At 60.6% G+C, this 25,732-nt stretch carries 24 protein-coding genes; 14 read left to right on the top strand and 10 right to left on the bottom strand.

Annotated features, from left to right (window positions below):
* Positions 1-150: 150 nt before the first annotated feature.
* From purL to QYQ93_RS23775, 4 genes are all read left to right on the top strand, one after another.
* Entirely contained in the window at positions 151-4,047 is a 3,897-nt protein-coding gene (gene purL / locus QYQ93_RS23790; protein WP_217881864.1) for a phosphoribosylformylglycinamidine synthase, read from the top strand.
* Positions 4,048-4,051: 4 nt separating this feature from the next.
* Positions 4,052-4,363: an NGG1p interacting factor 3 protein, NIF3 gene (locus QYQ93_RS23785; protein WP_043046845.1), complete on the top strand. Its 312-nt coding sequence runs from the start codon at positions 4,052-4,054 to the stop codon at positions 4,361-4,363.
* A gap of 179 nt (positions 4,364-4,542) precedes the next feature.
* Entirely contained in the window at positions 4,543-5,427 is an 885-nt protein-coding gene (locus QYQ93_RS23780; protein ID WP_043046846.1) for a hypothetical protein, read from the top strand.
* A 330-nt stretch (positions 5,428-5,757) separates the two neighbouring features.
* Complete coding sequence (locus QYQ93_RS23775; protein ID WP_235387798.1) at positions 5,758-6,051, top strand: DUF6124 family protein; 294 nt, start codon at positions 5,758-5,760, stop codon at positions 6,049-6,051.
* A gap of 64 nt (positions 6,052-6,115) precedes the next feature.
* Here QYQ93_RS23775 and nagE read toward each other — a convergent pair whose 3' ends face one another.
* From nagE to QYQ93_RS23740, 7 genes are all read right to left on the bottom strand, one after another.
* A complete protein-coding gene (nagE, locus tag QYQ93_RS23770) occupies positions 6,116-7,822 on the bottom strand; it encodes an N-acetylglucosamine-specific PTS transporter subunit IIBC (RefSeq protein WP_043046847.1) in 1,707 nt (568 codons plus the stop codon).
* A 26-nt stretch (positions 7,823-7,848) separates the two neighbouring features.
* A complete protein-coding gene (ptsP, locus tag QYQ93_RS23765; protein WP_338477289.1) occupies positions 7,849-10,359 on the bottom strand; it encodes a phosphoenolpyruvate--protein phosphotransferase in 2,511 nt (836 codons plus the stop codon).
* A gap of 29 nt (positions 10,360-10,388) precedes the next feature.
* On the bottom strand, positions 10,389-11,399 hold the full coding sequence (locus QYQ93_RS23760) for an SIS domain-containing protein (RefSeq protein ID WP_043046849.1): 1,011 nt from the start codon (positions 11,397-11,399) through the stop codon (positions 10,389-10,391).
* Positions 11,392-12,498: an N-acetylglucosamine-6-phosphate deacetylase gene (nagA, locus tag QYQ93_RS23755; RefSeq protein ID WP_338475586.1), complete on the bottom strand. Its 1,107-nt coding sequence runs from the start codon at positions 12,496-12,498 to the stop codon at positions 11,392-11,394. Before nagA ends, QYQ93_RS23760 begins: the two co-directional genes overlap by 8 nt.
* A gap of 10 nt (positions 12,499-12,508) precedes the next feature.
* Positions 12,509-13,267 (bottom strand): GntR family transcriptional regulator, encoded by a 759-nt coding sequence (locus QYQ93_RS23750; protein ID WP_043046851.1) that lies wholly within the window; start codon positions 13,265-13,267, stop codon positions 12,509-12,511.
* 263 nt (positions 13,268-13,530) lie between these two features.
* Complete coding sequence (locus tag QYQ93_RS23745; protein WP_043046852.1) at positions 13,531-14,034, bottom strand: L,D-transpeptidase family protein; 504 nt, start codon at positions 14,032-14,034, stop codon at positions 13,531-13,533.
* A 37-nt stretch (positions 14,035-14,071) separates the two neighbouring features.
* The gene (locus QYQ93_RS23740) at positions 14,072-14,620 is read right to left on the bottom strand and encodes an NUDIX hydrolase (RefSeq protein WP_338475584.1); all 549 of its coding nucleotides are present in this window, start codon (positions 14,618-14,620) and stop codon (positions 14,072-14,074) included.
* A gap of 147 nt (positions 14,621-14,767) precedes the next feature.
* Between QYQ93_RS23740 and QYQ93_RS23735 the strand changes: the two genes are divergently transcribed.
* The 5 genes from QYQ93_RS23735 to purT all read left to right on the top strand — a co-directional run bounded on the left by QYQ93_RS23735 (position 14,768) and on the right by purT (position 18,024).
* A complete protein-coding gene (locus tag QYQ93_RS23735) occupies positions 14,768-15,370 on the top strand; it encodes a CoA pyrophosphatase (RefSeq protein WP_017736785.1) in 603 nt (200 codons plus the stop codon).
* Positions 15,371-15,405: 35 nt separating this feature from the next.
* Positions 15,406-15,930 (top strand): gamma carbonic anhydrase family protein, encoded by a 525-nt coding sequence (locus QYQ93_RS23730; protein ID WP_338475583.1) that lies wholly within the window; start codon positions 15,406-15,408, stop codon positions 15,928-15,930.
* Positions 15,927-16,142 (top strand): DUF1289 domain-containing protein, encoded by a 216-nt coding sequence (locus tag QYQ93_RS23725; RefSeq protein WP_043046854.1) that lies wholly within the window; start codon positions 15,927-15,929, stop codon positions 16,140-16,142. The genes QYQ93_RS23730 and QYQ93_RS23725 overlap by 4 nt, the downstream gene beginning before the upstream one ends.
* A 163-nt stretch (positions 16,143-16,305) precedes the next feature.
* Positions 16,306-16,773, top strand: a complete 468-nt coding sequence (locus QYQ93_RS23720) for a VUT family protein (RefSeq protein ID WP_034115857.1) — start codon at positions 16,306-16,308, stop codon at positions 16,771-16,773.
* Positions 16,774-16,842: 69 nt separating this feature from the next.
* Positions 16,843-18,024, top strand: coding sequence for a formate-dependent phosphoribosylglycinamide formyltransferase (gene purT, locus QYQ93_RS23715; protein WP_338475581.1), 1,182 nt, complete (start codon positions 16,843-16,845; stop codon positions 18,022-18,024).
* A 92-nt stretch (positions 18,025-18,116) separates the two neighbouring features.
* Here the strand turns inward: purT and QYQ93_RS23710 are convergent, their stop codons facing one another.
* The 3 genes from QYQ93_RS23710 to QYQ93_RS23700 all read right to left on the bottom strand — a co-directional run bounded on the left by QYQ93_RS23710 (position 18,117) and on the right by QYQ93_RS23700 (position 21,862).
* A complete protein-coding gene (locus tag QYQ93_RS23710) occupies positions 18,117-19,430 on the bottom strand; it encodes an MFS transporter (RefSeq protein WP_043046856.1) in 1,314 nt (437 codons plus the stop codon).
* 368 nt (positions 19,431-19,798) lie between these two features.
* On the bottom strand, positions 19,799-21,037 hold the full coding sequence (locus QYQ93_RS23705; RefSeq protein ID WP_338475580.1) for a transporter associated domain-containing protein: 1,239 nt from the start codon (positions 21,035-21,037) through the stop codon (positions 19,799-19,801).
* 12 nt (positions 21,038-21,049) lie between these two features.
* Entirely contained in the window at positions 21,050-21,862 is an 813-nt protein-coding gene (locus tag QYQ93_RS23700; RefSeq protein WP_043046858.1) for a cytochrome C assembly family protein, read from the bottom strand.
* A gap of 232 nt (positions 21,863-22,094) precedes the next feature.
* On the opposite strand from QYQ93_RS23700, the gene ffh reads away from it, so the two are divergent.
* From ffh to rplS, 5 genes are all read left to right on the top strand, one after another.
* On the top strand, positions 22,095-23,471 hold the full coding sequence (gene ffh, locus QYQ93_RS23695; protein WP_010207982.1) for a signal recognition particle protein: 1,377 nt from the start codon (positions 22,095-22,097) through the stop codon (positions 23,469-23,471).
* 251 nt (positions 23,472-23,722) lie between these two features.
* A complete protein-coding gene (gene rpsP / locus QYQ93_RS23690; RefSeq protein WP_003175899.1) occupies positions 23,723-23,974 on the top strand; it encodes a 30S ribosomal protein S16 in 252 nt (83 codons plus the stop codon).
* A gap of 5 nt (positions 23,975-23,979) precedes the next feature.
* Positions 23,980-24,516 carry a ribosome maturation factor RimM gene (gene rimM / locus QYQ93_RS23685; protein ID WP_003175898.1) on the top strand — a complete coding sequence of 179 codons (537 nt, stop codon included), beginning with the start codon at positions 23,980-23,982 and terminating at the stop codon, positions 24,514-24,516.
* Positions 24,498-25,271, top strand: coding sequence for a tRNA (guanosine(37)-N1)-methyltransferase TrmD (gene trmD, locus QYQ93_RS23680; RefSeq protein WP_173664496.1), 774 nt, complete (start codon positions 24,498-24,500; stop codon positions 25,269-25,271). The genes rimM and trmD overlap by 19 nt, the downstream gene beginning before the upstream one ends.
* A gap of 45 nt (positions 25,272-25,316) precedes the next feature.
* The gene (gene rplS, locus QYQ93_RS23675) at positions 25,317-25,667 is read left to right on the top strand and encodes a 50S ribosomal protein L19 (RefSeq protein WP_003175895.1); all 351 of its coding nucleotides are present in this window, start codon (positions 25,317-25,319) and stop codon (positions 25,665-25,667) included.
* The last annotated feature ends 65 nt before the right edge of the window (positions 25,668-25,732 follow it).

Raw genomic sequence — 25,732 nt, 5'->3', positions numbered from 1 at the left:
CCAACGCCGTGGATAACACCGCGATTGCGTGCAAAGCGTGCCAACTGACGTTCGGCTGCGGCCACCGGTAGCGTTTCGGGTGCCGTTGGCGAAGGTTTACGCTAGAATGCACGGCCTCAAAGCACACCCCCTTCCGAGGCTGTCCCGAAGATGTTGATCCTGCGCGGCGCTCCTGCCCTTTCTGCCTTTCGCCACAGCAAACTCCTTGAGCAACTGAGCCAGAAGGTTCCAGCTGTTACAGGCCTGTACGCTGAATTTGCTCACTTCGCCGACGTGACCGGCGTCTTGACCGCCGACGAACAGCAAGTGCTGGCACGCCTTCTGAAGTACGGCCCAAGCGTTCCCGTGCAAGAGCCGACCGGCCGCTTGTTCCTGGTTCTGCCGCGGTTCGGCACCATCTCGCCCTGGTCGAGCAAGGCCAGCGATATCGCCCGCAACTGTGGCCTGGATAAAATCCAGCGCCTGGAGCGTGGTATCGCTTTCTATGTCGCCGGCCAGTTCAGTGATGCCGACGCCGAGCTGATCGCCAGCAGCCTGCACGACCGCATGACCCAGATCATCGTCGGCCAGCTGGAACAGGCTGCCGGCCTGTTCAGCCACGCTGAGCCCAAGCCGCTGACCGCGATTGACGTGCTCGGTGGCGGCCGCGCCGCCCTCGAGAAGGCCAACACCGAGCTGGGCCTGGCCCTGGCCGAAGACGAGATCGACTACCTGGTCAACGCCTTCACCGGCTTGAAGCGCAACCCCCACGACATCGAACTGATGATGTTTGCCCAGGCCAACTCCGAGCATTGCCGTCACAAGATCTTCAACGCCAGTTGGGACATCGACGGTCAGAGCCAGGAAAAAAGCCTGTTCGGCATGATCAAGAACACCTACGTGATGCACAGCGAAGGCGTTCTGTCGGCTTATAAAGACAACGCCTCGGTCATCGTCGGCTCTGTCGCCGGCCGCTTCTTCCCGGACCCGGAAACCCGCCAGTACGGCGCGGTGCAGGAGCCTGTGCACATCCTGATGAAGGTCGAGACCCACAACCACCCGACCGCGATTGCCCCATTCCCGGGCGCGGCCACCGGTTCGGGCGGTGAAATCCGCGACGAAGGCGCCACCGGCCGTGGCGCCAAGCCAAAAGCCGGCCTCACCGGTTTCACCGTGTCCAACCTGCAGATCCCGGGCTTCGAGCAGCCGTGGGAAGTGCCGTACGGCAAGCCTGAGCGCATCGTCACCGCGCTGGACATCATGATCGAAGGCCCGCTGGGCGGCGCCGCGTTCAACAACGAATTCGGGCGCCCGGCGCTGACCGGTTACTTCCGGACCTTCGAGCAGTCCATCACCACCCCCCGTGGCGATGAAGTGCGCGGTTATCACAAGCCGATCATGCTGGCCGGCGGCATGGGCAACATCCGTGAAGAGCACGTCAAGAAAGGCGAGATTCTGGTCGGCTCCAAGCTGATCGTGCTCGGCGGCCCGGCGATGCTGATCGGCCTGGGCGGCGGCGCGGCCTCTTCCATGGCCACCGGCACCAGCTCGGCAGATCTGGACTTCGCTTCCGTACAGCGTGAAAACCCTGAGATGGAACGCCGTTGCCAGGAAGTCATCGACCGTTGCTGGCAGTTGGGTGACAAGAACCCGATCAGCTTCATCCACGACGTCGGCGCCGGTGGTTTGTCCAACGCCTTCCCGGAACTGGTCAACGACGGCGACCGTGGTGGCCGTTTCGAACTGCGCAACATTCCAAACGACGAGCCGGGCATGGCCCCGCACGAAATCTGGAGTAACGAATCCCAGGAACGCTACGTACTGGCCGTCGGTCCTGAAGACTTCGCACGCTTCCAGGCCATCTGCGAACGCGAGCGTTGCCCGTTTGCGGTGGTCGGCGAAGCCACTGCCGAGCCGCAGCTGACGGTTACCGATAGCCACTTCGGTAATAGCCCGGTAGACATGCCGCTGGAAGTGCTGCTGGGCAAAGCCCCACGCATGCACCGTTCGGCCGTACGCGAAAGCGAGCTGGGCGATGATTTCGACCCAAGCACGCTGGAGCTGGCCGACAGCATCGAACGCGTGCTGCACCACCCGGCCGTAGCAAGCAAAAGCTTTTTGATCACCATCGGCGACCGCACCATCACCGGCCTGGTAGCCCGTGACCAGATGGTCGGCCCATGGCAGGTGCCGGTGGCCGACGTTGCCGTCACCGCCACCAGCTTCGACGTCTACACCGGTGAAGCCATGGCCATGGGCGAGCGCACGCCGCTGGCCCTGCTGGACGCACCGGCGTCGGGCCGCATGGCCATTGGTGAAACCCTCACCAACATCGCCGCCTCGCGTATCGGCAAGCTGTCCGACATCAAGCTGTCGGCCAACTGGATGTCCGCTGCCGGTCATCCGGGTGAAGATGCACGCCTGTACGACACGGTTAAAGCCGTCGGCATGGAGCTGTGCCCGGAACTGGGTATCACCATTCCGGTGGGCAAGGACTCCATGTCCATGGCCACCCGCTGGAACGAAGACGGCACCGACAAGAGCGTGACTTCGCCGCTGTCGCTGATCGTTACCGGTTTCGCGCCGGTCACCGACATCCGCCAGACCCTGACCCCGCAACTGCGCATGGACAAGGGCACCACCGACCTGATCCTGATCGACCTGGGCCGTGGCCAGAACCGCATGGGCGCTTCGATCCTGGCGCAAACCCACGGCAAGTTGGGCAAGCAGGCGCCGGATGTCGACGACGCTGAAGACCTCAAGGCGTTCTTCGCCGTGATCCAGGGCCTGAACGCCGACGGCCATCTGCTGGCTTACCATGACCGTTCCGACGGCGGCTTGCTGACCAGCGTCGTGGAGATGGCCTTCGCCGGTCACTGCGGCCTGAACATCGTGCTCGACAGCGTTGCCGAGGATGCCGCCGAGATCAATGGCATCCTGTTCAACGAAGAGTTGGGCGCCGTGATCCAGGTGCGCCAGGACGCTACGCCAGACGTACTCGCACAGTTCAGCGCCGCCGGCCTGGACGACTGCGTGGCCGTCATCGGCCAGCCGATCAACAACGGTGAAGTCAACATCTCCTTCAATGGCGACACCGTGTTTGCCGGCCAGCGCCGCCTGCTGCAACGCCAGTGGGCCGAGACCAGCTACCAGATCCAACGCCTGCGCGACAACGTCGAGTGCGCCGAGCAGGAATTCGACGCGATCCTGGAAGAAGACAATCCGGGCCTGAGCACTATGCTCAGCTTCGACGTCAACCAGGACATCGCCGCGCCGTACATCAAGAAGGGCATCCGCCCACAGGTCGCCGTGCTGCGTGAGCAGGGCGTCAACGGCCAGGTGGAAATGGCCGCGGCGTTCGACCGCGCCGGCTTCAATGCGATTGACGTGCACATGAGCGATATTCTCGCCGGTCGCGTTGACCTCAATGAGTTCAAAGGCCTGGTGGCCTGCGGTGGTTTCTCCTACGGCGACGTGCTGGGTGCCGGTGAAGGCTGGGCCAAGTCGGCCCTGTTCAACAGCCGTGCCCGCGATGCGTTCCAGGGCTTCTTCGAACGCAACGACAGCTTCACCCTGGGTGTGTGCAACGGTTGCCAGATGATGTCCAACCTCAGCGAACTGATTCCGGGCAGCGAGTTCTGGCCGCACTTTGTGCGCAACCGTTCCGAGCAGTTCGAAGCCCGTGTCGCCATGGTGCAGGTGCAGGAGTCCAACTCGATCTTCCTACAAGGCATGGCCGGTTCGCGCATGCCAATCGCCATCGCCCACGGTGAAGGCCATGCCGAATTCGCCAGCGAAGAAGCGCTGCTTGAAGCCGACCTGTCCGGCACCGTGGCCCTGCGTTTTGTCGACAACCACGGCAAGGTCACCGAAACCTACCCGGCCAACCCGAACGGCTCGCCACGCGGCATTACCGGCCTCACCAGTCGCGACGGTCGCGTGACCATCATGATGCCGCACCCCGAGCGTGTATTCCGCGCCGTGCAGAACTCGTGGCGCCCGGAAGAGTGGAACGAAGACGGCGCCTGGATGCGCATGTTCCGCAACGCTCGCGTGTGGGTGAACTAAAGCCGTGTACAAGCTCGCCTTCTTTGTGCCCGACAGTCATGTGGAGACGGTGAAAACCGCCGTCTTCGCAGCCGGCGGCGGGCGCATCGGCGACTACGACAGCTGCGCCTGGCAAGTGCTGGGCCGGGGCCAATTCCGCGCGTTGGACGGCAGTCAGCCGTTTATCGGGCAGGTGGGCCAGGTTGAAGTGGTTGAGGAGTGGAAGGTTGAGCTGGTGGTGGCGGATGATTTGATTGTGGCTGTTGTAGCTGCGTTGAAGCTGAGCCATCCGTATGAGACACCGGCGTATGAGGTGTGGCAGTTGGCGGATTTTTGATTCGCAATTAGATGTAAACAAAGCCCGTTGAAACGTTATGTTCAACGGGCTTTTATTTTACCGTCGGTCTGAAAGTAGCCTGCACCTGTTAAGTTTGACAGTAGATATTGTTTGTTGTCTGGGATTTGATCGCTATTACCCCAACTCGGGGTCGCCTGAAGCCCAAGAGAGCAATAAATATGAACGACAATCAAAATTCGTACGCCGACATTCCCGTTAAAAACGGCTCGCGTTATGTGGTTATCACACCTAATGGCAAAGAGGCTTACGTGAGTAATTGGTCACATAGTAGTGTAACGTTGATTGATGTTGCTACTGATACTGTCACTCAGGTGATTGACGTCGGGCAGCTCGCGGGCTTTATGGCTGTTAGTCCGGATGGGAAATATGTAATAGTTGTTACTGGTGGGAGTAGTGAGGTTTCAATTATTGATGCTTTGACTAAGAAAGTTACTTTTGTATCGGTCGATATGATTGGTTTTCAAGTGGCAATCAGTCCTGATAGTAAGAAAGCTTATGTCACTGGTGAGAAATTGGTGGTTATTGATATCGCGGCTGCAAAGGTTATAGATCGTTTCCAGTTTGAGGGTGGCGTGACAGGCATCGCAATTACACAAGACGGTACACATGCGTGGTTAACCATGTCGTTGGGGAGTAACGTTTTGTATGTAGAATTGGCTAATTATAAAATCATTGAATCTGTCCCTGTAAGCGCCTACCCATATGGCTTGGCTATGAGTGAGGATGGAAGGAGGATTGTTGTAGGGACGTTTATACATAATACGCTTTCCGTCATTGATACGACTACACGAAAAGTAGAAAAGGAGATCAAGGTTAACTCCCAGCCTTACGGGATTGCGTTCAGCAAAGATGGTAGTCGTGTTTACGCCTGTGTTTTTCCTAATAGTGGAGTTGAGGTTGTGGATATGAAAAGTCTGGAGCGGATTGGCTCAATTTCCGCAGGGCGTAACCCTATGGGAATTGCTGTGGTAGATGAATCCCGTGCCTATGTCACGAACAGCCATGAGTCCGAATTGAAGTTGTCGGTTATTTCTTTGTCCTGAATGAAGGTGCCTAGATGACGCGTCGGCTGTGGAAACAAGAAACCCGCTGGGCCAGTTTGGCCGGCGGGTTTTTTGTTGGCCGTAAGGGCCTCATCGCGGGCAAGCCCGGCTCCCACAGTTTGAACGTCTTGTCCTGTCATGCATCACCCCACTGCGGGAGCTGGCTTGCCTGCGATGGCGCCGGTGCAGGCGCCTCAGACCTTTCCCACAAGCCTTTCAGGTTGTCCATCGGAACTCACACAACTAACCTTCGCCAGTCGCTACCAATTCAGTGACCGGGACTGCAAGCCTGAAAAATCACTAGGAGCCTATTCCATATGGAGTTTAATGATGATCAGCGACAACTTGCTAACTGGTTCAATCTCATCTCAAGCCGAGTCCCGCCAAGCTGGTGATTCACCGTCCGACCAGATCTTCACCGTACTACCCAGTCTGAACAGCGAAACCCTACTCGCCAACGCCTCCCAAGACCTGGCATCCGTACAGGCACTGGCGGGTAATCTGGCTTTTGATGTCGACGGTCCCCAGCGTGATGCAGTGCTGGGTATTCATCGGATGGTGGAAGGGATTCAGTTGATGGTGGATCGGGTGCTGGATTTAGTTGAGGTGCCTGAGCAGAAGTGATCAGGCGCCTGTGAGGGCCAATCGGGAGCAAGCCCCCGATGAGGCCAGAAAAGCCACTACAGCTCTAAACCCTGGCGCCGACCTCACGACCACTGACCAACCGTTCCAACGCCTCACCCAACCCGGACGCCTTGTCCCCAATCAACAGGTGCCAAACACCGCTCTCAAGCTGACTCACACCCTGGCAACCGAGCACAGTGAGCTGAGCTTCTGACAATCCCGAATCATCCCCCAACTCCACCCGCAACCGGGTCATCGCCACCGCTTCCAGTTGGCGCACATTCACTCGGCCACCCAGTGCATTCAGCCATTGCTCGGCTTCCTGCACATTCACCGCCACCGGCTTATCCACAGGCGCAACCGCTACAGGTGCTGCGGCCACAAAACCCGGCATGGCCAAGCGAATCTCATCGGCAATACTATCGGCCATCGGCCCGACGACCACCTGCAAACTCCCGCCGTTACCCGGGCGCACTACAGCCATGGCGCCCAGTGCTTTCAGTTCAGCATCCACCGCCTTATTGCGATCTACCATGTCCAGGCGCAGGCGCGTAGTGCATGCACCTACACTCAGCAAATTCTCTGCACCACCCAACGCCTGGATATAAGCCGTGGCGCGCTGGTTATCGCTCATCGCTTCGGCCTGTACCACTTGGATATCTTCACGACCCGGCGTCTTGAGGTTGAAGCGGCGAATGCAGTAGCTGAACACCGTGTAGTAGATCACCGAGTAGGCCAGGCCCACCGGCACCACCAGCCAGCCATTGGTGGACTTGCCCCAACCCAGCACCATGTCGATAAACCCACCAGAGAAGGTAAAGCCAAGGTGGATATTCAACATATTGGTGATGGCCATCGACAGGCCCGTCAGCACGGCGTGGATCAGGTACAGGAACGGTGCCAGGAACATGAAGGCAAATTCAATCGGTTCAGTCACGCCGGTCAAAAACGAAGTCAGGGCCATGGACAGGAAAATCCCGCCCATGACTTTGCGTCGCTCTGGTAGAGCATTGCGGTACATTGCCAGGCACGCAGCCGGCAGGCCAAACAGCATCACCGGGAACATGCCGGTCATGAACTGGCCGCCTTTCGGGTCGCCGGCGAAGTAGCGGGTCAGGTCGCCGGTCACCACCGCGCCGGTTGCCGGGTCGGTAAAAGTGCCGAACACGAACCACGCCATATTGTTGAGGATATGGTGCAACCCGGTGACGATCAGCAGGCGGTTGAACACGCCAAACACGAAGGCGCCGAGGCTGCCACTTTCCATCAGCAACACGCCAAAGCTATTGATGCCGTGCTGGATCGGCGGCCAGATCAGGCCAAAGATCACGCCCAGGCCCACCGCCGAAAAGCCGGTGACAATCGGCACAAAACGTCGCCCACCAAAGAACGCCAGGTACTCCGGCAGCTTGATGTCCTTGAAGCGGTTATACAGCCCGCCCGCCATCAGGCCGCTGGCGATACCGGCGAGCATGCCCATGTTGATGGTGGTATCCATCACCTTGAGGGTCGAGATCATCACCAGGTAGCCAATTGCCCCGGCCAGGCCGGCCGTGCCGTTGTTGTCGCGGGCAAAGCCCACGGCGATGCCGATGGCGAAGATCAGCGCCAGGTTGGCGAAGATCGCCTGCCCGGCATCGTGCATCACCGCGATATTGAGCAAGTCGGTGTCGCCCAGGCGCAGCAGCAAGCCGGCGATTGGCAGGATCGCAATCGGCAGCATCAGGGCGCGGCCCAGGCGTTGCAGGCCTTCGATAAAGTGTTGGTACATGGCGTGTCTCCCTATTCTTGTTGTTTTCAGCTCAGCGGCCAGTGGTGTTGACAGGCTTGGCGAACGGACTTGGCGCTGCTCAGGTCAAGCAGCTCAAGGCTCAGTTGCCGGCATTGCGCCGCGTCCAGATGGCGGACGCGGTCCTTGATTTCGCCGATCTGCGGCGGGCTTACCGACAGCTCGCTGACCCCCAGGCCGACCAGTACCGGTGTGGCCAGTGGGTCGGACGCCAGGGCGCCACACACGCCGACCCAACGCCCGTGTTTCGCCGCACCGGCGCAGGTCTGGGCGATCAGCCGCAGCAGCGCCGGGTGCAGGGCGTCGACCCGGGCGGCCAGGCCTGCGTGATCGCGGTCCATGGCAAGGGTGTACTGGGACAGGTCATTGGTGCCGATGGACAAAAAGTCAGCATGTTTGGCCAACTGCTCGGCCATCAGCGCGGCGGCGGGCACTTCGATCATCACGCCCAATTCGGGGCGCTGCGTCAGCTCAAGCTCCACGCACAGTTCATCCAGGCGCTGGCGAATCTGCAGCAATTCATCCACTTCGCTGACCATCGGCAGCAGGATGCGGCAACGCGCCAATGGCGAGACCTGCAACAGGGCACGCAGTTGCTGGTCGAGCAGTTCCGGGCGCACCTGGGCCATGCGAATACCGCGCAGGCCCAGTACCGGGTTGGCCTCGACAGGCAGCGGCAGGTAGTCGAGCTGCTTGTCGCCGCCCACATCGATGGTGCGGATGATCACCGACTTGTCGCCCATGGCATCCAGCACGGCCTGATAAGCCTGGCGCTGCTCTTGCTCATCCGGCGCAGTGCGGCGGTCGACGAAGAGGAATTCGGTGCGCAGTAGGCCGACGCCATCGGCGCCGTTGTCAAACGCCATTTGGGCTTCGGCGCTGGAGGCGACATTCGCGGCGACTTCAACCGTCACGCCATCGGTGGTGCACGCCGGTTGTTGGGCTTGGGCCTGTTGTTGCTGGCGTCGCAATTTCTGTGTTTCGCGAATCTGGTGAACTTCGGCGTGGCGCGCTTCGCTGGGGGCCAGTTCCAGGCGGCCGTTGGCGGCATCGAGCACTACCCGTTGGCCTTGGGGTACGTCGAGCACTTCATTGCCCAGGGCGACGAGACACGGCAGGCCTTTGCCCCGGGCCAAAATCGCCACATGGGAGGTCGCACCGCCTTCGGCCATGCAGATGCCAGCGGCCTGTTGCGCGCTCAGTTGCAGCAAGTCCGAAGGTGTCAGCTCATGGGCACTGACAATCGCCCCCGCCGGCAATTCGAAATGCCAGGCTTCACCCAGCAACGCCCGCAGCACCCGTTGTTGCAGGTCGCGCAGGTCATTGGCACGCTCGGCAAACAGCGGCTTGCCCAACGCCAGCAGCACGGCGCATTGGGCCTGGATCGCATCACGCCAGGCGTGGGTGGCGGCGCTGCCTTGTTCGATGGCGGCGGTGGCTGCGTCGAGTAATGCCGGGTCTTCCAGCAGGGCGAGGTGGGCGGCGAAGATCTCTTCTTCTTCGACATTCTTGCGTTGGCGCGCCTGGTCCAGCGTATTGCGGATTTCGCCGCGCACTTGCTCAAGGGCGGTATCCAGGCGTTGCAGTTGTTCGTCGACGCTATGATTGCCGCTGTCTTGCGGCAGCTCGATGCCCGTCAGGCGAAACAGCGGCCCACATACCAGGCCCGGTGCCGCGCATACGCCTTGCAGCACATTGGCTTCGGTATTCGCCCTGCGTGGCGTGGCAACGACCGGCGCGTGATGCTCCTCGTGGATCGCCACGGACAGCGCGGCGACCAATGCCTGTAACGCCGCCTCGCCATCCTTGCCGCGGCAGGTTACCCGTACCTCGTCACCTTCACCAATACCCAGCCCCATCAGGCCGATCAGGCTGTCGCAAGCCGCCGTCTTATCACCGAAGTGCAGCTGCGATTGGCTGCTGAAGCCCTGGGCAGTCTTGCGGATCAGCGCGGCAGGGCGCGCATGCAAGCCACCTCGGTGGGTGATGCGCACCGTAGCGCTTACTTCTGCGACCGAGTTATCCACAGCGGTTTGAACCGGTGCGGATGTGCGCAGGGCAAGCCGCATCAGTGTTTCACCGACCTTCACTGTCTTGCTCGCGATGGGTTGCAGCTCGAAGCGGTCACTGTTGGTCAGGATGATCAGGCTCACCAGGCTTTTGCACTGGCGCGCAATACGGTCAAGATCAAACTGCACCAACGGCTGGCCCTCGCTCACCCGTGCGCCATCCTTCACCAGCAAGGCAAAGCCTTCGCCATTGAGCTCCACGGTGTCGATGCCCACATGCATCAGCACTTCGGCACCGTTGTCGGCGCGGATAGTCAGTGCATGCCCGGTGCGGGCGACATGGATGACCACGCCGTCACAGGGCGCGTGCAGGCAATCATTGAGCGGGTCGATGGCCACGCCATCGCCCATGGCGCCGCTGGCGAACACTTCGTCGGGAACATTGCCCAGGGCCAGCACCGGCCCGCTTAAGGGGGCGCTGAGGGTCAGTACATTATTGTTGTTGGACATGGGCACGGTACTCATCAGGAAAACGCCACTCAGTGAGTGCGGGTGACTTTGCTCAGGTGACGCGGCTGGTCCGGGTCCATGCCCCGTGCCTCAGCCAGGCCGGCGGCCATCACGTAGAAACTCTGGATCGCCAGGATCGGATCCAGGCTTGGGTGTTCGGCGCGGCTAAGCGTCAGGTCACGCTCGGCAATATCGTCCGGCGCGGCCAGCAGTACGCGGGCGCCGCGTTGGCGCATATCGGCGGCCAGGCTCAGCAGGCCGGGTTGCTCGGCGCCGCGAGGGGCGAACACCAGCAGTGGGTAATTTTCGTCGATCAAGGCCATCGGCCCGTGGCGCACCTCGGCGCTGCTGAAGGCTTCGGCCTGGATCGCCGAGGTTTCCTTGAGTTTGAGCGCGGCTTCCTGGGCGATGGCAAACCCGGCGCCGCGGCCGATTACCATCAATTGCTGGCAGTCGCGCAGCGCCTCGATGGCTTGGGTCCAATCCTGCTTGGCAGCTTCACGCAAGCCCTCGGGCAGCGCCTGGCAGGCCTGGAGCAACTCGGTTTCCTGGTTCCAGTGGCCGATCAATTGCGCGCTGGCGCTGAGGGTGGCGATAAAGCTCTTGGTCGCGGCCACGCTTTGTTCCGGGCCGGCGCACAACGGCACATGGAATTCACAGGCGGCTTCCAGTGGTGAGTCTTCGGCGTTTACCAGCGAGATGCTCAGGGCGCCGCGCTTGCGCAGCAGGCGCAGGCTGTTGACCAGGTCCGGGCTCTGCCCCGACTGGGAGAACCCAAACGCCACCTGGCCGCTGACTTTCATCGGCGCTTGCAACAGGGTCACCACCGACATTGGCAGCGACGCCACCGGAATGCCTACGTGCTGCATGGCCAGGTAGGCGAAGTAACTGGCGGCGTGGTCGGAGCTGCCACGGGCAATGGTCATCGCCACTTGCGGCGGCTGACGGCGCAGGCGGCCGGCCACTTCTTCCAGCAGCGGGTTCAGGCGTTGCAGTTGCGCGGCGACGGCGTCGCAGGAGGCCAGGGCCTCTTCAAGCATTTTTGAAGTCAATGGTTTCTCCTTCGACCATTACGTCGGTGAGTGTCAGGGAGCGGTCCAGGCGCACGCAGTCGGCATAGCTGCCCGGTTGCAGGCGGCCGCGTTCTTCCAGGCCCAGGTAGTCCGCAGGAAATTGCGACAGGCGTTGTGAGGCTTCGCTGATAGGCAGGCCGATTTTCACCAGGTTGCGCAGTGCCTGGTCCATGGTCAGGGTGCTGCCGGCCAGGGTGCCGTCGGCCAGGCGCACGCCGCCCAGGCACTTGGTCACGGTGTGGCTACCCAGCTTGTATTCGCCATCGGGCATACCGGCGGCGGCGGTGGAATCGGTCACGCAGTACAGGCATGGGATCGAGCGCAAGGCCACGCGCATAGCGCCTGGGTGTACGTGGAGCAGGTCCGGGATCAGCTCGGCGTATTGGGCATGGGCCAGCGCGGCGCCGACGATGCCCGGCTCGCGGTGATGCAGCGGGCTCATGGCGTTGTACAAATGGGTGAAGCTGGTGGCGCCGGCGGCGAGGGCGGCCACGCCTTCTTCATAACTGCCCAGGGTGTGGCCGATTTGCATGCGCACACCGCGTTCGCTGAGGGCGCGGATCAGGCCGTCATGGCCGGCAATTTCCGGGGCGATGGTGATCACCCGGATCGGCGCCAGGCGCAAATAAGCTTCGACTTCGGCCATCAACGCGGTGTGGGCGAAGTTGGGTTGGGCGCCGAGTTTGCCCGGGTTGATATAAGGGCCTTCCAAGTGCACACCGAGCACCCGCGCACTGCCGGCAGGGCGTTGCTCGCAGAAGTTGCCGAGTTCACTGAGGACCTGGGAGATTTCATCCACCGGGGCAGTCATGGTGGTGGCCAGCAGCGAGGTGGTACCAAAGCGCACGTGGGTGCGGGTAATGGTCTCAAAGGCTTGCGCACCTTCCATGATGTCGGCACCGCCACCGCCGTGCACATGCAGGTCAATAAAGCCTGGCAGCAGGTGGGGCAGGTCGTTGTCAGCCGGGTCGCAAGGCGTGCCTTCGATGGCAACCACCTTGCCGTGCTCGTGCACCAGGCGGCCGCGAATCCAGCCACTGGGCGTGAGGATATTGTCTTCTGGCATGGGCAGTTCTCTAGAGTCGCAATTCAGCGGAATAGTCGTGGCGACGCAGCTCTGCGACAAAGTCGTAGTAGTCGTTGCGGCAGTAGGTATCGGTAATTTCAATCGGCGTGTTGTCGGCGGTGTAGCCCACGCGGGTCATCAGCAGCATGGCGGTGCCGGGGGCGATGCCCACCAGCTTGGCGAATTCGTCCGAGGCATTGATTGCCTGGATATGTTGCAGGGCGCGCACGATGGGCTTGCCGATGCCTTCCAGGTATTCGTACAGCGAATTGCCGATGGCTTGCGGGTGCGGCAACACCGAGGCGGGCATGGCGGTCATTTCAATCGCCATCACCGTGTCATCGGCTTTGCGCAAACGCTTGAGGCGCGCCACTTTGTCGGTGGGCGACAGGCAAAGGCGGATCAGCTCTTCGTGGGTCGGCGGGGTGATGTCGCGCTCCAGCCACTGTGACGTGGGAACAAAGCCCTTGAGCCGCAGCATTTCGCTGAACCCCGACAAGCGCGACAAAGGTTGTTCCAGGCGCGGTGTGATGAAGGTGCCAGAGCCTTGGCTGCGTCGGATCAGGCCCTGGGCAAACAGCACTTCCAAGGCTTTGCGGGCGGTGACCCGCGAGATGCTCAACTGCTCGCTGAGGGCGCGTTCCGACGGCAGGGCCTGCTCGGATTTCCACTGGCCGGCGTGGATCGCCGCTTCAAGGTTGCGGGCCAGTTGCAGGTACAGTGGCGTGGATTGCTTGTCGTCGGGGCGCAGCGTCAGGATGGGGTTCATCTGTGAAGTTTCCGATGCGGTTATTGGAGTGTTGTCGCTCGGTAATGGCCGGAAATTAATACCACTTAAATACCATGTCAATGCCACCAAAACGGTGCGAGCCCCGGTTTCAGGGCTCTTTAATGGGGCTTGGTATCAAGTGGTATTAGAGAGGTCTTTGTGTCGCGCACAAGTGCACTGTCCCGCGCGGTGAACTGGTATTCACCGGCAGGCGCTGCTGGAGGCAGGAATTATTTTCGAATTATTTTACGAGCGGCACGAAATTACGGCCGGATCTCGATCAGTGTGCCGTCCTTGACCAGGTTCCAGACTTCACGCATATCCACATTACGCATGCCGATGCAGCCGTCGGTCCAGTCCAGGGTGTGGAACCACTGCTCCGGGTAGTCCTCGGTATCGGGCGTGCCATGAATCATGATCATGCTGCCCGGTTTCACGCCCTCGCGGCGGGCGCGTGCGGCGTCGCTGATGTTCGGGTAGGAGATGTGCATGGCCAGGTTGAAGCGCTCGCTGGTCTTGCGCCAGTCGATCCAGTAGAGACCTTCGGGCGTGCGGCGGTCGCCTTCGATCAGCTTGTGGCCCTTGGGGTTCTTGCCCAGGGAAATGCGATAGGTCTTGAACGGCTTGCCGTCGTTGATCAGTTGCAACTGGTGGGCGGACTTGAGTACCAGGACTTTCTCGACGGTTTTACCGCCGAGGGTCTCCACCGTGGAAGCGGGGGACAGCGTGGCGAACGACAGGCAGAAAAGAGCAAGCAACCAACGCATTGAAACGGTATCCCTGATAAAAGTGCTGCCTGGAAGGTCATTTGGCTGGGCGTGTCATCGGTGGCACCGACTCGCTGCGCACCGGGAACAGCTGCTGCCGGCGGTCAGCAAAAAAGCATTCTAAGGTACGCCCGACGGTGCGGAAAGCCAGCTCGGACCAAGGGATATCGGCTTCATTGAACAGCTTAACCTCAAGGCTTTCGGGGCCTGCGGCAAAGTCCAGGTCGATCAGCTCGGCGCGGTAGAAAATGTGCACCTGGCTGATGTGTGGCACATCGATCAGGGTGTAGATGCTCAGGTTACGTACGCGGGCGCAGGCTTCTTCCAGGGTTTCACGCATGGCGGCCTGTTCGACGGTCTCGCCATTTTCCATAAAGCCGGCGGGCAGGGTCCAGTAACCCAGGCGTGGCTCGATGGCGCGGCGGCACAGCAGCACCTGGTCGCCCCACACCGGCACGGTACCCGCGACGATGTTGGGATTCTGGTAATGAATGGTCGAGCAGTGATCACACACATAACGCAGGCGTACGTCGCCTTCGGGAACGCGTTGGGTAACCGGTTTACCGCACTGGCTGCAGAAATTCATGCTGGGGTTCCTGGACAATGGGCACATCTTGGCTTGGTGCCGGGCGTTCCTGCAAGTTGTCGTTTCGCGACATGCACCGGGTTTTGGGCTTGGGCGCCCGCCCGCTTTGGTGCATGATGCAAGGTAGCCAACAGACCGAGATGACTCATGCTGGACGAGCTACTTCGCCGGGTAAGCAATCACACCCCTCACACCTTGGAAACTGACGGGCGTTTCCCCGAGGCCGCGGTACTGGTGCCGATTACCCGCAGTGACGAACCTGAGCTGATCCTGACCCTGCGCGCCAGCGGCCTGTCGACCCATGGTGGCGAAGTGGCGTTTCCTGGCGGGCGTCGCGACCCCGAAGACCCTGACCTGATCTTCACCGCCTTGCGCGAAGCCGAGGAAGAAATCGGCCTGCCGCCGGGGCTGGTCGAAGTGATCGGGCCGTTGAGCCCATTGATTTCCCTGCATGGCATTCGCGTAACGCCCTACGTGGGCGTCATTCCCGATTACGTCGAATACCTGGCCAACGACGCCGAAATCGCCGCCGTCTTCAGTGTACCCCTGGAGTTTTTCCGACAGGACCCACGCGAACATACCCACCGGATTGATTACCAGGGTCGCAGTTGGTACGTGCCCAGCTACCGGTTCGGCGAATACAAGATCTGGGGCCTGACGGCAATCATGATTGTCGAGCTGATCAATTTGCTCTATGACGATGCCAAGATCAGCCTGCATCAGCCACCCAAGAGCTTCATCAATATCTAAGCCATCGCTTGAATGGCGAGCCGTGAGGAAAAACCATGAAATACCGCCTGGGCGACGCCCGTGTCGAGACCCATCCCAACAGTTGGGTCGCACCGAATGCCACGCTGGTAGGCAAGGTCAAGCTGGAGCAGGGCGCTAACGTCTGGTTCAACGCGGTGTTGCGCGGTGATAACGAGCTGATCCTGATCGGCAAGAACAGCAACGTGCAGGACGGCAGCGTGATGCACACCGACATGGGCTACCCGCTGACCCTCGGCACCGGCGTGACCATCGGCCATAACGCCATGCTGCACGGCTGCAGCGTCGACGACTACAGCTTGATCGGCATCAACGCCGTGATCCTCAACGGTGCCAAGATCGGCAAGCACTGCATCATCGGCGCCAATTCGCTGATCGGCGAAGGCAAAGAAATTCCCGACGGTTCGCTGGTGATGGGCTCGCCGGGCAAAGTGGTGCGCGAGCTGACCGAGGCGCAGAAACGCATGCTCGAAGCCAGTGCCGCGCACTATGTGCATAACTCCCAGCGCTATGCCCGAGACTTGGTTGAGCAGGAAGAATGAGTGCGGTTGAACGGCCTGTTGCCTCGCCGTGCGTGAGTATCTGCGCGTTGGATGAGGACGATATCTGCACCGGTTGCCAGCGCAGCGTAGACGAGATTACGCGCTGGAGCCGCATGGATAACGCCGAGCGCCGGGTGGTGCTGGGGTTGTGTCACGAGCGGGCGGTGGCCAGTGGGATAGTGTGGATGACGCCCAAAGGCTCGGGTGTCTGATCGATTGCTATCGGGAGCAAGCCCCCTCCCACACTTGAATGTGTTCACAGATCAAAATGTGGGAGGGGCGGTGCGACGGTTCGACTTGCCCCCGATGAGGCCCTTTCAGACGACCTCCCTGTAATTGTGTACTCTGTGCGGCATTACCCACAGGTCCATCCCCATGCTTTTCCTGATCGCCTACATCAGCAGCGTCGTGCTGATCAACTTCGCCTTCTCCACTGCCCCGCACCTGGATGTGATCTGGTCCGCCTGGGGTGGCCTGGTCTTCATCCTGCGCGATATGGTGCAAACCCGCTTCGGTCATGGCGCAATCATCGCCATGCTGGCGGCGCTGGTGCTGTCGTATATCACCTCCGATCCATCCATCGCCCTGGCCAGTGCCACGGCGTTCGCGGTGTCCGAGTGCATCGACTGGCTGGTATTCAGCATCACCAAGCGCCCGCTGCATGACCGCCTGTGGATAAGTTCGGCGCTGAGCATTCCCCTCGATACCTTTATCTTTTTCGGCCTGATCGGTGCGCTGACGCCTGCGGTGGCCGGTACTGCGCTGGTGTCGAAGTTCGCCGGGGTCACGGTGGTGTGGTTGATCATGGCCTGGCGCCTGCGCAAGCGTGCCGTCGCCAACTGAGGCCAATTCTTGCAGTTCATGTAAAATGCCGGCCTTTCTCCCCATGATCCGCTCCCCTGAGGACCTGAGATGACCCGAATCGGAACTCCATTGTCGCCAACCGCGACCCGCGTTTTGCTGTGTGGCTGCGGTGAGCTGGGCAAGGAAGTGGTAATCGAACTGCAACGCCTGGGCGTTGAAGTGATTGCCGTGGATCGCTACGCCAACGCGCCGGCCATGCAGGTGGCGCACCGTAGCCACGTGATCAACATGCTCGACGGCGCCGCCCTGCGTGCGGTGATCGAGGCGGAGAAGCCGCATTTCATCGTGCCGGAAATCGAAGCCATTGCCACTGCGACCCTGGTGGAACTGGAAGCCGAAGGCTTCACGGTGATCCCGACCGCCCGCGCCACATCGCTGACCATGAACCGTGAAGGCATCCGTCGTCTGGCCGCCGAAGAGCTGGACCTGCCGACCTCGCCGTATCACTTTGCCGACACCTTTGAAGATTACAGCAAGGCCGTCCAGGACCTGGGCTTCCCCTGCGTGGTCAAGCCGGTGATGAGTTCGTCGGGCAAGGGCCAGAGCCTGTTGCGCAGCGCAGAAGATGTGCAAAAAGCCTGGGACTACGCTCAGGAAGGCGGGCGTGCCGGTAAAGGCCGGGTGATCATCGAAGGCTTTATCGATTTCGACTACGAAATCACTCTGCTGACCGTGCGTCATGTTGGCGGCACCACTTTCTGTGCACCGGTTGGTCATCGTCAGGAGAAGGGCGACTACCAGGAATCCTGGCAGCCACAGGCCATGAGCCCGATTGCCCTGGCCGAGTCCGAGCGCGTTGCCAAGGCAGTGACCGAAGCCCTGGGTGGCCGTGGCCTGTTTGGTGTGGAGTTGTTCATCAAGGGCGATCAGGTGTGGTTCAGCGAAGTGTCGCCGCGCCCACATGACACCGGTTTGGTCACACTGATTTCTCAGGACCTGTCGCAGTTCGCGCTGCACGCTCGCGCCATCCTGGGCTTGCCGATCCCGTTGATCCGTCAGTTCGGGCCTTCGGCATCGGCGGTGATCCTGGTGGAAGGGCAGTCGACCCAGACCGCGTTTGCTAATCTGGGCGCGGCGTTGAGTGAGCCGGATACGGCGTTGCGCCTGTTTGGCAAGCCGGAAGTGAATGGCCAGCGCCGTATGGGTGTGGCGTTGGCGCGGGATGAGTCGATTGAAGCGGCTCGTGCCAAGGCGACCCAGGCGTCCCAAGCGGTTGTTGTAGAGCTCTAAAAGCATCGGGAGCAAGCCCCCTCCCACATTTAACTGCGTATAACCTCTGGAATGCGGTCGAATGTGGGAGGGGGCTTGCTCCCGATAGCGGTTTATCCGGCGACCTTGTTCAAATCATTATCCCGCGTCTCTTTCAGGCACAGCACCGCAATCAAGCTCAGCAACGCTGCCGCCGACACATACCCACCGACATAACTCAGCCCACCCATCGCCACCAGCTTGGTCGCGAAGAACGGTGCTGCCGACGCCCCGACAATCCCCCCCAGGTTATACGCCGCTGAAGCTCCGGTATAACGCACGCGGGTCGGGAACAATTCCGGCAGCATGGCGCCCATCGGTGCGAAGGTCACGCCCATCAAAAACAGCTCCAAAGCCAGGAACAGCGCCACGGCCCAGGTCGAACCATGGGTCAGCAACGGCTCCATGGTAAAACCCGACAGAATCGCCAGGACTGCACCGGCGATCAGCACCGGCCTGCGCCCATAACGATCACTGGCCAGCGCCGCCAGCGGCGTTGCCAAGCCCATGAACAGTACCGCGAAGCACAGCAGGCCGAGGAAAGTTTCACGGCTGTAGCCCAAGGTCGACACGCCATAGCTCAGGGAAAACGCCGTAGTGATATAGAACAGCGCGTAGCACACCACCATCGACGCGGCGCCCAGCAGCACCGGCAGCCAATGCTGGCTGAACAGTTCTACCAGCGGCACCTTCACCGGCGCTTCTTTAGCGACGGCGTTGGCGAACACCGGGGTTTCGTGCAGCTTGAGCCGTGCATACAGGCCCACCATCACCAGTGCAGCGCTGAGGATGAACGGAATGCGCCAGCCCCAACTGCGGAACTGCTCGTCATCCAGGCTCATGGCCAAGATCAGGAACAAGCCGTTGGCCGCCAAAAAGCCAATCGATGGGCCCAATTGCGGAAACATGCCAAACCAGGCGCGCTTGCCCTTGGGTGCATTCTCGGTCGCCAGCAATGCCGCGCCGCCCCATTCCCCGCCAAGGCCCAGGCCCTGGCCGAAGCGCAATACACACAACAGGATCGGTGCCCAGGCGCCGATGCTGTCGTAGCCTGGCAGCAAGCCGATCAGCGTGGTGCACACGCCCATCAGCAGCAGCGAGGCCACCAGGGTGGATTTACGCCCGATACGGTCACCGAAGTGGCCGAACAACGCCGAGCCCAGCGGGCGGGCGATAAAGGCGATGCCGAAGGTCAGGAACGAGGCCAGCATCTGCGCGGTTCCGGAGCTCTGGGGAAAAAACACCGGGCCGATCACCAGTGCGGCAGCCGTGGCGTAGATATAGAAATCGTAGAACTCGATGGCGGTGCCGACGATGCTCGCCGTGGCGACACGGGCGGTCGAGTTGGTCGGCGCGGCGCTCGCAGCCTCTTGGTAGGTGGTGCTCATGGCAGTATCCCTGACGGTCATTGCGCGTTTGGACGCGGATTATTATTGGTCGAACACCCATGGATCAGGGTTGTGCGCGGGGCGGCTCGGGATGGGAGCAAACACCGGTCGGACATGATGAAGCGGTGCCTGGACACGCTGAGTGCGGGTAGCACGCGGTCGGGCGGGGCTTGGGTAAGCCGGATGGATTATAGGAAGGGGGTTGGAATAACAACAAGTGGTTGGAATGCCACAAATCAAAATGTGGGAGGGGGCTTGCTCCCGATAGCGGTTTATCAGTCACCTACTGCAATGACTGGCGCTCTGCTATCGGGAGCAAGTCGAACCGTCGCACCGCCCCTCCCACATTGGATTTGGTGTGTCAGGGATTATGCGGCGACGGGCACATGGCTGGTATGCCAGATCAGCACCTTGCTCACCCGGTTGTCTTCGGTCTCGAGGATTTCCAGGCGATAGCGGCCGATCTTCAGGCACACCGCGCAATCCGGGATGGTTTCCAGGGCTTCGGTCACCAGGCCGTTGAGGGTCTTGGGGCCATCGCTGGGCAGGTGCCAGCCCAGGCTCTTGTTCAGTTCGCGGATCGAGGCAGCGCCGTCGATGATGTAGCGGCCATCGGTCTGGGCTTCGATATGCGGGTTATCCACAGCGTGGTCGCTTTCGAATTCGCCGACGATCTCTTCAAGAATGTCTTCCAGGGTGACAATGCCCAGCACTTCGCCGTATTCGTCCACCACCATGCCCAGGCGCCGCTGCTGCTTGTGGAAGTTCAGCAGTTGCAGTTGCAATGGCGTGCTTTCCGGGACGAAGTAAGGTTCGTGGCAGGCAGCGAGCAGCGCCTCTTTGGTCAGGCTGGCGTCGGGCAGTAGGTGCAGGACCTGCCGGGTGTTGAGCACTGCTTCGACCTGGTTGATATCGCTGTGGAAAACCGGCAGGCGGGTGCGCTGGGAGCTGCGCAATTGCTCGATGATCTCGTCGATCGAGTCATCCAGGTTGATACCGTCCACTTCGCTGCGTGGTACCAGGATGTCGTTGACGGTGATGTTATCCAGGGCGTGGATGCCAGGCATGCCGGGGGTGCGGTCTTCGTCGGCTTCGGGCTGCGGTTCGTTGTCGTGGTGGGGTTGGGGCTCGTCGCTGTGTTTCACCACGCCGGCCTTGCGGGCAAACGGGCGCAGCAGCAACAGGCTGATGCCATTGAGCAGCCAGGCCAGGGGGTAGAGGATTTTCAGCGGTACACCCAGCAGGGCGTTACCAAAACCCAGCACCGCCTGTGGATGGCGGGTGGCCAGGGCGCGGGGCAGGTAGTCGGCGAGTATCAGCAGCAGGGTGCAGGAGATCAGCCAACCCAGCCATGGGCCGTTCTGCGCCCAGGCATAGATTGCCAGCAGCGTGCAGAGGATCACCACCGCGGCACGGCACAGGCTGTTGCACAGGATCAGGCTATGGCGCGGGAAGCTCAGGCGTGCGGCAGCCTTGTCGCCCTGGCGTGTACCGGGGCGCAGGGCCAGCAGGTGTTGCTGCGCGGCTTCAATGGCGGTAAACAGCGCCGCCCATAAAACCAGCAGGGCAATTACGGCGAGCATCGGCCCTAAGGGCAAGTTGTCCATGATCGCTGCCCGTCAGATATGCAGGATGTATTCGCGAACCAGCTTGCTGCCGAAATAGGCCAGCATCAGCAGGCAGAAACCGGCCAGGGTCCAGCGGATTGCCTTGTGCCCGCGCCAGCCGAGGCGGTTGCGGCCCCACAGCAACACGCTGAACACCACCCAGGCCAGGCACGCCAGCAAGGTCTTGTGCACCAGGTGCTGGGCGAAGAGGTTCTCGACGAACAGCCAGCCGGAGATCAGCGACAGCGACAGCAGGGTCCAGCCGGCCCACAGGAACCCGAACAGCAGGCTTTCCATGGTTTGCAGCGGCGGGAAGTTCTTGATCAGCCCGGACGGGTGCTTGTGCTTGAGTTGGTGGTCCTGCAACAGCAGGAGCAGGGCCTGGAACACCGCGATGGTGAACATGCCGTAGGCCAGGATCGACAACAGGATATGGGCAAGGATGCCCGGTTCCTCGTCAATCACCTGCACGGTGCCAGTGGGCGCGAATTGCGCCAGCAGCACTGTCAGCATGCCCAAGGGGAATAGCAGCACCAGCAGGTTCTCGACTGGAATCCGGTAGCAGGCCAGCAGCGTCAGCGCGATGACGGCAGCGGCGATCAGGCTGGCGGCGCTGAAAAAGTCCAGGCCCAGGCCCACCGGCGTCATCAGGTGAGTGAACAGGCTGGCGGCATGGGCCAGCAGGGCCAGCACGCCAAGGCCGACGAGCAGACGTTTGTCCGCTTTGGCGCCTTGGGCCAGACGAGTGCCCTGATAGAGAGTCGCAGCGGCATACAAAATGGCGGCGGCGAGGCTGGGTAGCAAACTGGGTGACAAGGGGAGCATAAATCCTGATAGACAAGCCCGAAAGGCGCTGAGTTTGGCACACACCCGCGCTCCACGAAAGACTCCCGGGCCAGACAGCGGGTGTGCATGGGCGCAGTCTTCGCTATAATCCGCGACCTGCCCACGCCGCAGGCTCGGCGAACGCTGTTTTTAATAGCGATTTCCCCCAGCCTGGGCCGCCATTACCTCGGTCTACCTGCATTTCGATGAATAGGGCCTGAAAGGATCGCGCATGTTTGAAAACCTGACTGACCGTCTCTCGCAGACGCTGCGCCACGTAACCGGCAAGGCCAAGCTGACCGAGGACAATATTAAAGACACCCTGCGTGAAGTGCGCATGGCGTTGCTGGAAGCCGATGTGGCCTTGCCGGTGGTGAAGGACTTCGTCAACTCGGTCAAGGAACGTGCGGTCGGCACCGAAGTGTCCCGCAGCCTGACCCCGGGCCAGGCCTTTGTGAAGATCGTCCAGGCCGAGCTCGAAAGCCTGATGGGCGCGGCCAACGAAGATTTGAACCTCAGTGCCGTGCCACCGGCCGTCGTGCTGATGGCCGGTTTGCAGGGCGCAGGTAAAACCACCACCGCCGGCAAACTGGCGCGCTTCCTTAAAGAGCGCAAGAAGAAATCCGTGATGGTGGTGTCGGCCGACGTGTACCGTCCGGCGGCCATCAAGCAGTTGGAAATGCTCGCAGGTGAAGTGGGCGTGACCTTCTTCCCGTCCGACCTGAGCCAGAAGCCGGTCGACATCGCCAACGCGGCGATTAAAGAAGCCAAGCTCAAGTTCATCGACGTGGTCATCGTCGATACCGCCGGTCGCCTGCACATCGACGAAGAGATGATGGGCGAGATCAAGGCGCTGCATGCCGCGATCAACCCGGTCGAGACGCTGTTCGTGGTCGATGCCATGACCGGCCAGGATGCGGCCAACACCGCCAAGGCCTTTGGTGACGCACTGCCGCTGACCGGCGTGATCCTCACCAAGGTCGACGGCGACGCCCGTGGCGGTGCTGCGCTGTCGGTACGCGCCATCACCGGCAAGCCGATCAAGTTCATCGGTATGGGCGAGAAGAGCGACGCGCTCGAGCCGTTCCACCCCGAGCGTATCGCTTCGCGCATCCTCGGCATGGGCGACGTGCTCAGCCTGATCGAGCAGGCCGAAGCCACGCTGGACAAGGACAAGGCCGACAAGCTGGCCAAGAAGCTGAAGAAGGGTAAGGGCTTCGATCTCGAAGACTTCCGTGACCAGCTGCAACAGATGAAGAACATGGGCGGCCTCGGCGGCCTGATGGACAAGCTGCCGAACATCGGTGGTGTGAACCTGGCGCAGATGGGCAATGCCCAGGGCGCGGCAGAGAAGCAGTTCAAGCAGATGGAAGCCATCATCAACTCCATGACTCCGGCCGAGCGCCGTGACCCTGAGCTGATCAGCGGTTCGCGCAAGCGTCGGATCGCCATGGGCTCCGGCACCCAGGTGCAGGACATCGGTCGCTTGATCAAGCAGCACAAGCAGATGCAGAAGATGATGAAGAAATTCTCCGCCAAAGGCGGTATGGCCAAGATGATGCGCGGCATGGGCGGTATGTTGCCCGGCGGCGGCATGCCGAAAATGTAAAAGATTCGAGCGGGAGTTCACTCCTGCTCCGACCCACAGGGATGTGGGATCTCCAGCAAACCCGCCGTTGGCGGGGGCTGACTCGCCGTTTTAACCGACGGCTCTATAGCAGATCTGAGTGGCACGCTGACTAGGCGCCAGAAAAAGACATTTGCAAAAGTCCGGATATTCCTTAGAATATGCGGCCTTTCGGGCACCTATGCCCGCTGTGCATTTAGATTTGCAGCACCGACTACAGGAACGATGTTCACATGCTAACAATCCGTCTTGCCCTTGGCGGCTCCAAAAAGCGCCCGTTTTACCACTTGACCGTAACCGACAGCCGCAACCCGCGCGACGGTTCGCACAAGGAACAGGTTGGTTTCTTCAACCCTGTTGCTCGTGGTCAAGAAGTTCGTCTGTCCGTGAACCAAGAGCGCGTAGCCTACTGGCTGAGCGTTGGCGCACAGCCATCCGAGCGCGTTGCAAAACTGTTGAAGGACTCGGCTAAGGCCGCAGCCTGAGCAATATGAACGCGACGCCAGCTGTTGCTGATGATTTGATCGTTATCGGCAAGATTTACTCTGTTCATGGCGTTCGCGGCGAAGTGAAGGTGTATTCCTTTACTGATCCGACTGAAAACCTGTTGCAGTACAAGACCTGGACGCTCAAGCGCGAGGGTAGTGTGAAACAGGTTGAGCTGGTCAGTGGACGCGGGAGCGATAAGTTCCTGGTCGCGAAGCTCAAGGGTCTTGATGATCGTGAAGAAGCTCGTCTTCTGGCCGGTTATGAGATCTGCGTGCCGCGCAACCTGTTCCCTGAATTGACCGACGGCGAGTACTACTGGTACCAGCTCGAAGGTCTGAAGGTTATCGATCAACTCGGGCAATTGCTGGGGAAAATCGACCATCTTCTGGAAACCGGCGCCAATGATGTAATGGTGGTCAAGCCTTGCGCTGGCAGCCTGGATGATCGCGAACGCCTGTTGCCCTATACCGAGCAATGCGTGTTGGCCGTCGACCTGGCAGCGGGCGAGATGAAGGTGGAATGGGACGCGGACTTCTAAGCGTGGCTAATTTGCGCATTGAAGTGATCAGTTTGTTTCCCGAGATGTTTTCCGCCATCAGCGAGTACGGCATCACCAGTCGGGCGGTGAAACAGGGGCTGTTGCAGCTTACCTGTTGGAACCCGCGAGACTACACGACGGATCGACATCACACTGTGGATGACCGCCCATTTGGCGGTGGCCCGGGCATGGTGATGAAGATCAAGCCCCTGGAAGATGCGTTGGTTCAGGCCAAGGCAGCCGCCGGGGAGAAGGCGAAGGTAATTTACCTGTCCCCTCAAGGCCGTCAGCTGAAACAGGCGGCGGTACGCGAACTGGCGAATGAGGAAAGTTTGATCCTGATTGCCGGTCGCTATGAAGGCATTGACGAGCGTTTTATTGAAGCTCATGTCGATGAAGAGTGGTCGATTGGGGACTATGTATTGTCTGGCGGCGAGCTGCCGGCAATGGTCCTGATAGATGCGGTTACACGACTGCTGCCTGGAGCTTTAGGGCATGTGGACTCTGCGGAGGAAGATTCCTTCACGGATGGTTTGCTGGATTGCCCGCACTACACCCGACCGGAGGTGTATGCGGATCAGCGTGTTCCCGACGTATTGCTAAGTGGCAATCACGCACACATCCGGCGTTGGCGTTTACAGCAGTCCCTTGGTCGGACCTATGAACGACGCGCCGATCTTCTGGAAAGCCGCTCGCTTTCTGGAGAAGAGAAGAAGCTGCTCGAGGAATACATCCTCGCGCGGGACGATAGTTAACAACGTATCGATGGTAGGTCCATTGACTTACCTTAGGAGCACAGCATGACTAACAAAATCATCCTTGCACTCGAAGCAGAGCAGATGACCAAAGAGATCCCTACCTTTGCCCCGGGCGACACTATTGTCGTTCAGGTGAAAGTGAAGGAAGGCGACCGTTCGCGTCTGCAAGCGTTCGAAGGCGTGGTAATCGCCAAGCGTAACCGTGGTGTGAACAGTGCTTTCACTGTTCGTAAAATCTCCAATGGTGTTGGCGTAGAGCGTACTTTCCAGACCTACAGCCCGCAGATCGACAGCATGGCCGTTAAGCGTCGCGGTGACGTACGTAAAGCCAAGCTGTACTACCTGCGTGACCTGTCCGGTAAAGCAGCTCGCATCAAGGAAAAACTGGCTTAAGTCCAGCTTCCCGATGCAGAAAAAAGCAGCCTACGGGCTGCTTTTTTGTGCCTGAAATTTGTCTA

It is taken from the genome of Pseudomonas khavaziana (assembly GCF_036704165.1).
Lineage (GTDB): Bacteria > Pseudomonadota > Gammaproteobacteria > Pseudomonadales > Pseudomonadaceae > Aquipseudomonas > Aquipseudomonas khavaziana.
The sequence above is the reverse complement of the archived record's forward strand: the minus strand, read 5'-3'. Positions and strand labels throughout refer to the sequence as shown.

Bases quoted from the DNA above. Each gene is read 5' to 3' on its own strand.
- purL (WP_217881864.1), top strand. From the start codon at position 151: ATGTTGATCCTGCGCGGCGCTCCTGCCCTTTCTGCCTTTCGCCACAGC.
- QYQ93_RS23780 (WP_043046846.1), top strand. From the start codon at position 4,543: ATGAACGACAATCAAAATTCGTACGCCGACATTCCCGTTAAAAACGGC.
- QYQ93_RS23775 (WP_235387798.1), top strand. From the start codon at position 5,758: ATGATCAGCGACAACTTGCTAACTGGTTCAATCTCATCTCAAGCCGAG.
- nagE (WP_043046847.1), bottom strand. From the start codon at position 7,822: ATGTACCAACACTTTATCGAAGGCCTGCAACGCCTGGGCCGCGCCCTG.
- ptsP (WP_338477289.1), bottom strand. From the start codon at position 10,359: ATGTCCAACAACAATAATGTACTGACCCTCAGCGCCCCCTTAAGCGGG.
- QYQ93_RS23760 (WP_043046849.1), bottom strand. From the start codon at position 11,399: ATGCTTGAAGAGGCCCTGGCCTCCTGCGACGCCGTCGCCGCGCAACTG.
- nagA (WP_338475586.1), bottom strand. From the start codon at position 12,498: ATGCCAGAAGACAATATCCTCACGCCCAGTGGCTGGATTCGCGGCCGC.
- QYQ93_RS23750 (WP_043046851.1), bottom strand. From the start codon at position 13,267: ATGAACCCCATCCTGACGCTGCGCCCCGACGACAAGCAATCCACGCCA.
- QYQ93_RS23745 (WP_043046852.1), bottom strand. From the start codon at position 14,034: ATGCGTTGGTTGCTTGCTCTTTTCTGCCTGTCGTTCGCCACGCTGTCC.
- QYQ93_RS23740 (WP_338475584.1), bottom strand. From the start codon at position 14,620: ATGAATTTCTGCAGCCAGTGCGGTAAACCGGTTACCCAACGCGTTCCC.
- QYQ93_RS23735 (WP_017736785.1), top strand. From the start codon at position 14,768: ATGCTGGACGAGCTACTTCGCCGGGTAAGCAATCACACCCCTCACACC.
- QYQ93_RS23730 (WP_338475583.1), top strand. From the start codon at position 15,406: ATGAAATACCGCCTGGGCGACGCCCGTGTCGAGACCCATCCCAACAGT.
- QYQ93_RS23725 (WP_043046854.1), top strand. From the start codon at position 15,927: ATGAGTGCGGTTGAACGGCCTGTTGCCTCGCCGTGCGTGAGTATCTGC.
- QYQ93_RS23720 (WP_034115857.1), top strand. From the start codon at position 16,306: ATGCTTTTCCTGATCGCCTACATCAGCAGCGTCGTGCTGATCAACTTC.
- purT (WP_338475581.1), top strand. From the start codon at position 16,843: ATGACCCGAATCGGAACTCCATTGTCGCCAACCGCGACCCGCGTTTTG.
- QYQ93_RS23710 (WP_043046856.1), bottom strand. From the start codon at position 19,430: ATGAGCACCACCTACCAAGAGGCTGCGAGCGCCGCGCCGACCAACTCG.
- QYQ93_RS23705 (WP_338475580.1), bottom strand. From the start codon at position 21,037: ATGGACAACTTGCCCTTAGGGCCGATGCTCGCCGTAATTGCCCTGCTG.
- QYQ93_RS23700 (WP_043046858.1), bottom strand. From the start codon at position 21,862: ATGCTCCCCTTGTCACCCAGTTTGCTACCCAGCCTCGCCGCCGCCATT.
- ffh (WP_010207982.1), top strand. From the start codon at position 22,095: ATGTTTGAAAACCTGACTGACCGTCTCTCGCAGACGCTGCGCCACGTA.
- rpsP (WP_003175899.1), top strand. From the start codon at position 23,723: ATGCTAACAATCCGTCTTGCCCTTGGCGGCTCCAAAAAGCGCCCGTTT.
- rimM (WP_003175898.1), top strand. From the start codon at position 23,980: ATGAACGCGACGCCAGCTGTTGCTGATGATTTGATCGTTATCGGCAAG.
- trmD (WP_173664496.1), top strand. From the start codon at position 24,498: ATGGGACGCGGACTTCTAAGCGTGGCTAATTTGCGCATTGAAGTGATC.
- rplS (WP_003175895.1), top strand. From the start codon at position 25,317: ATGACTAACAAAATCATCCTTGCACTCGAAGCAGAGCAGATGACCAAA.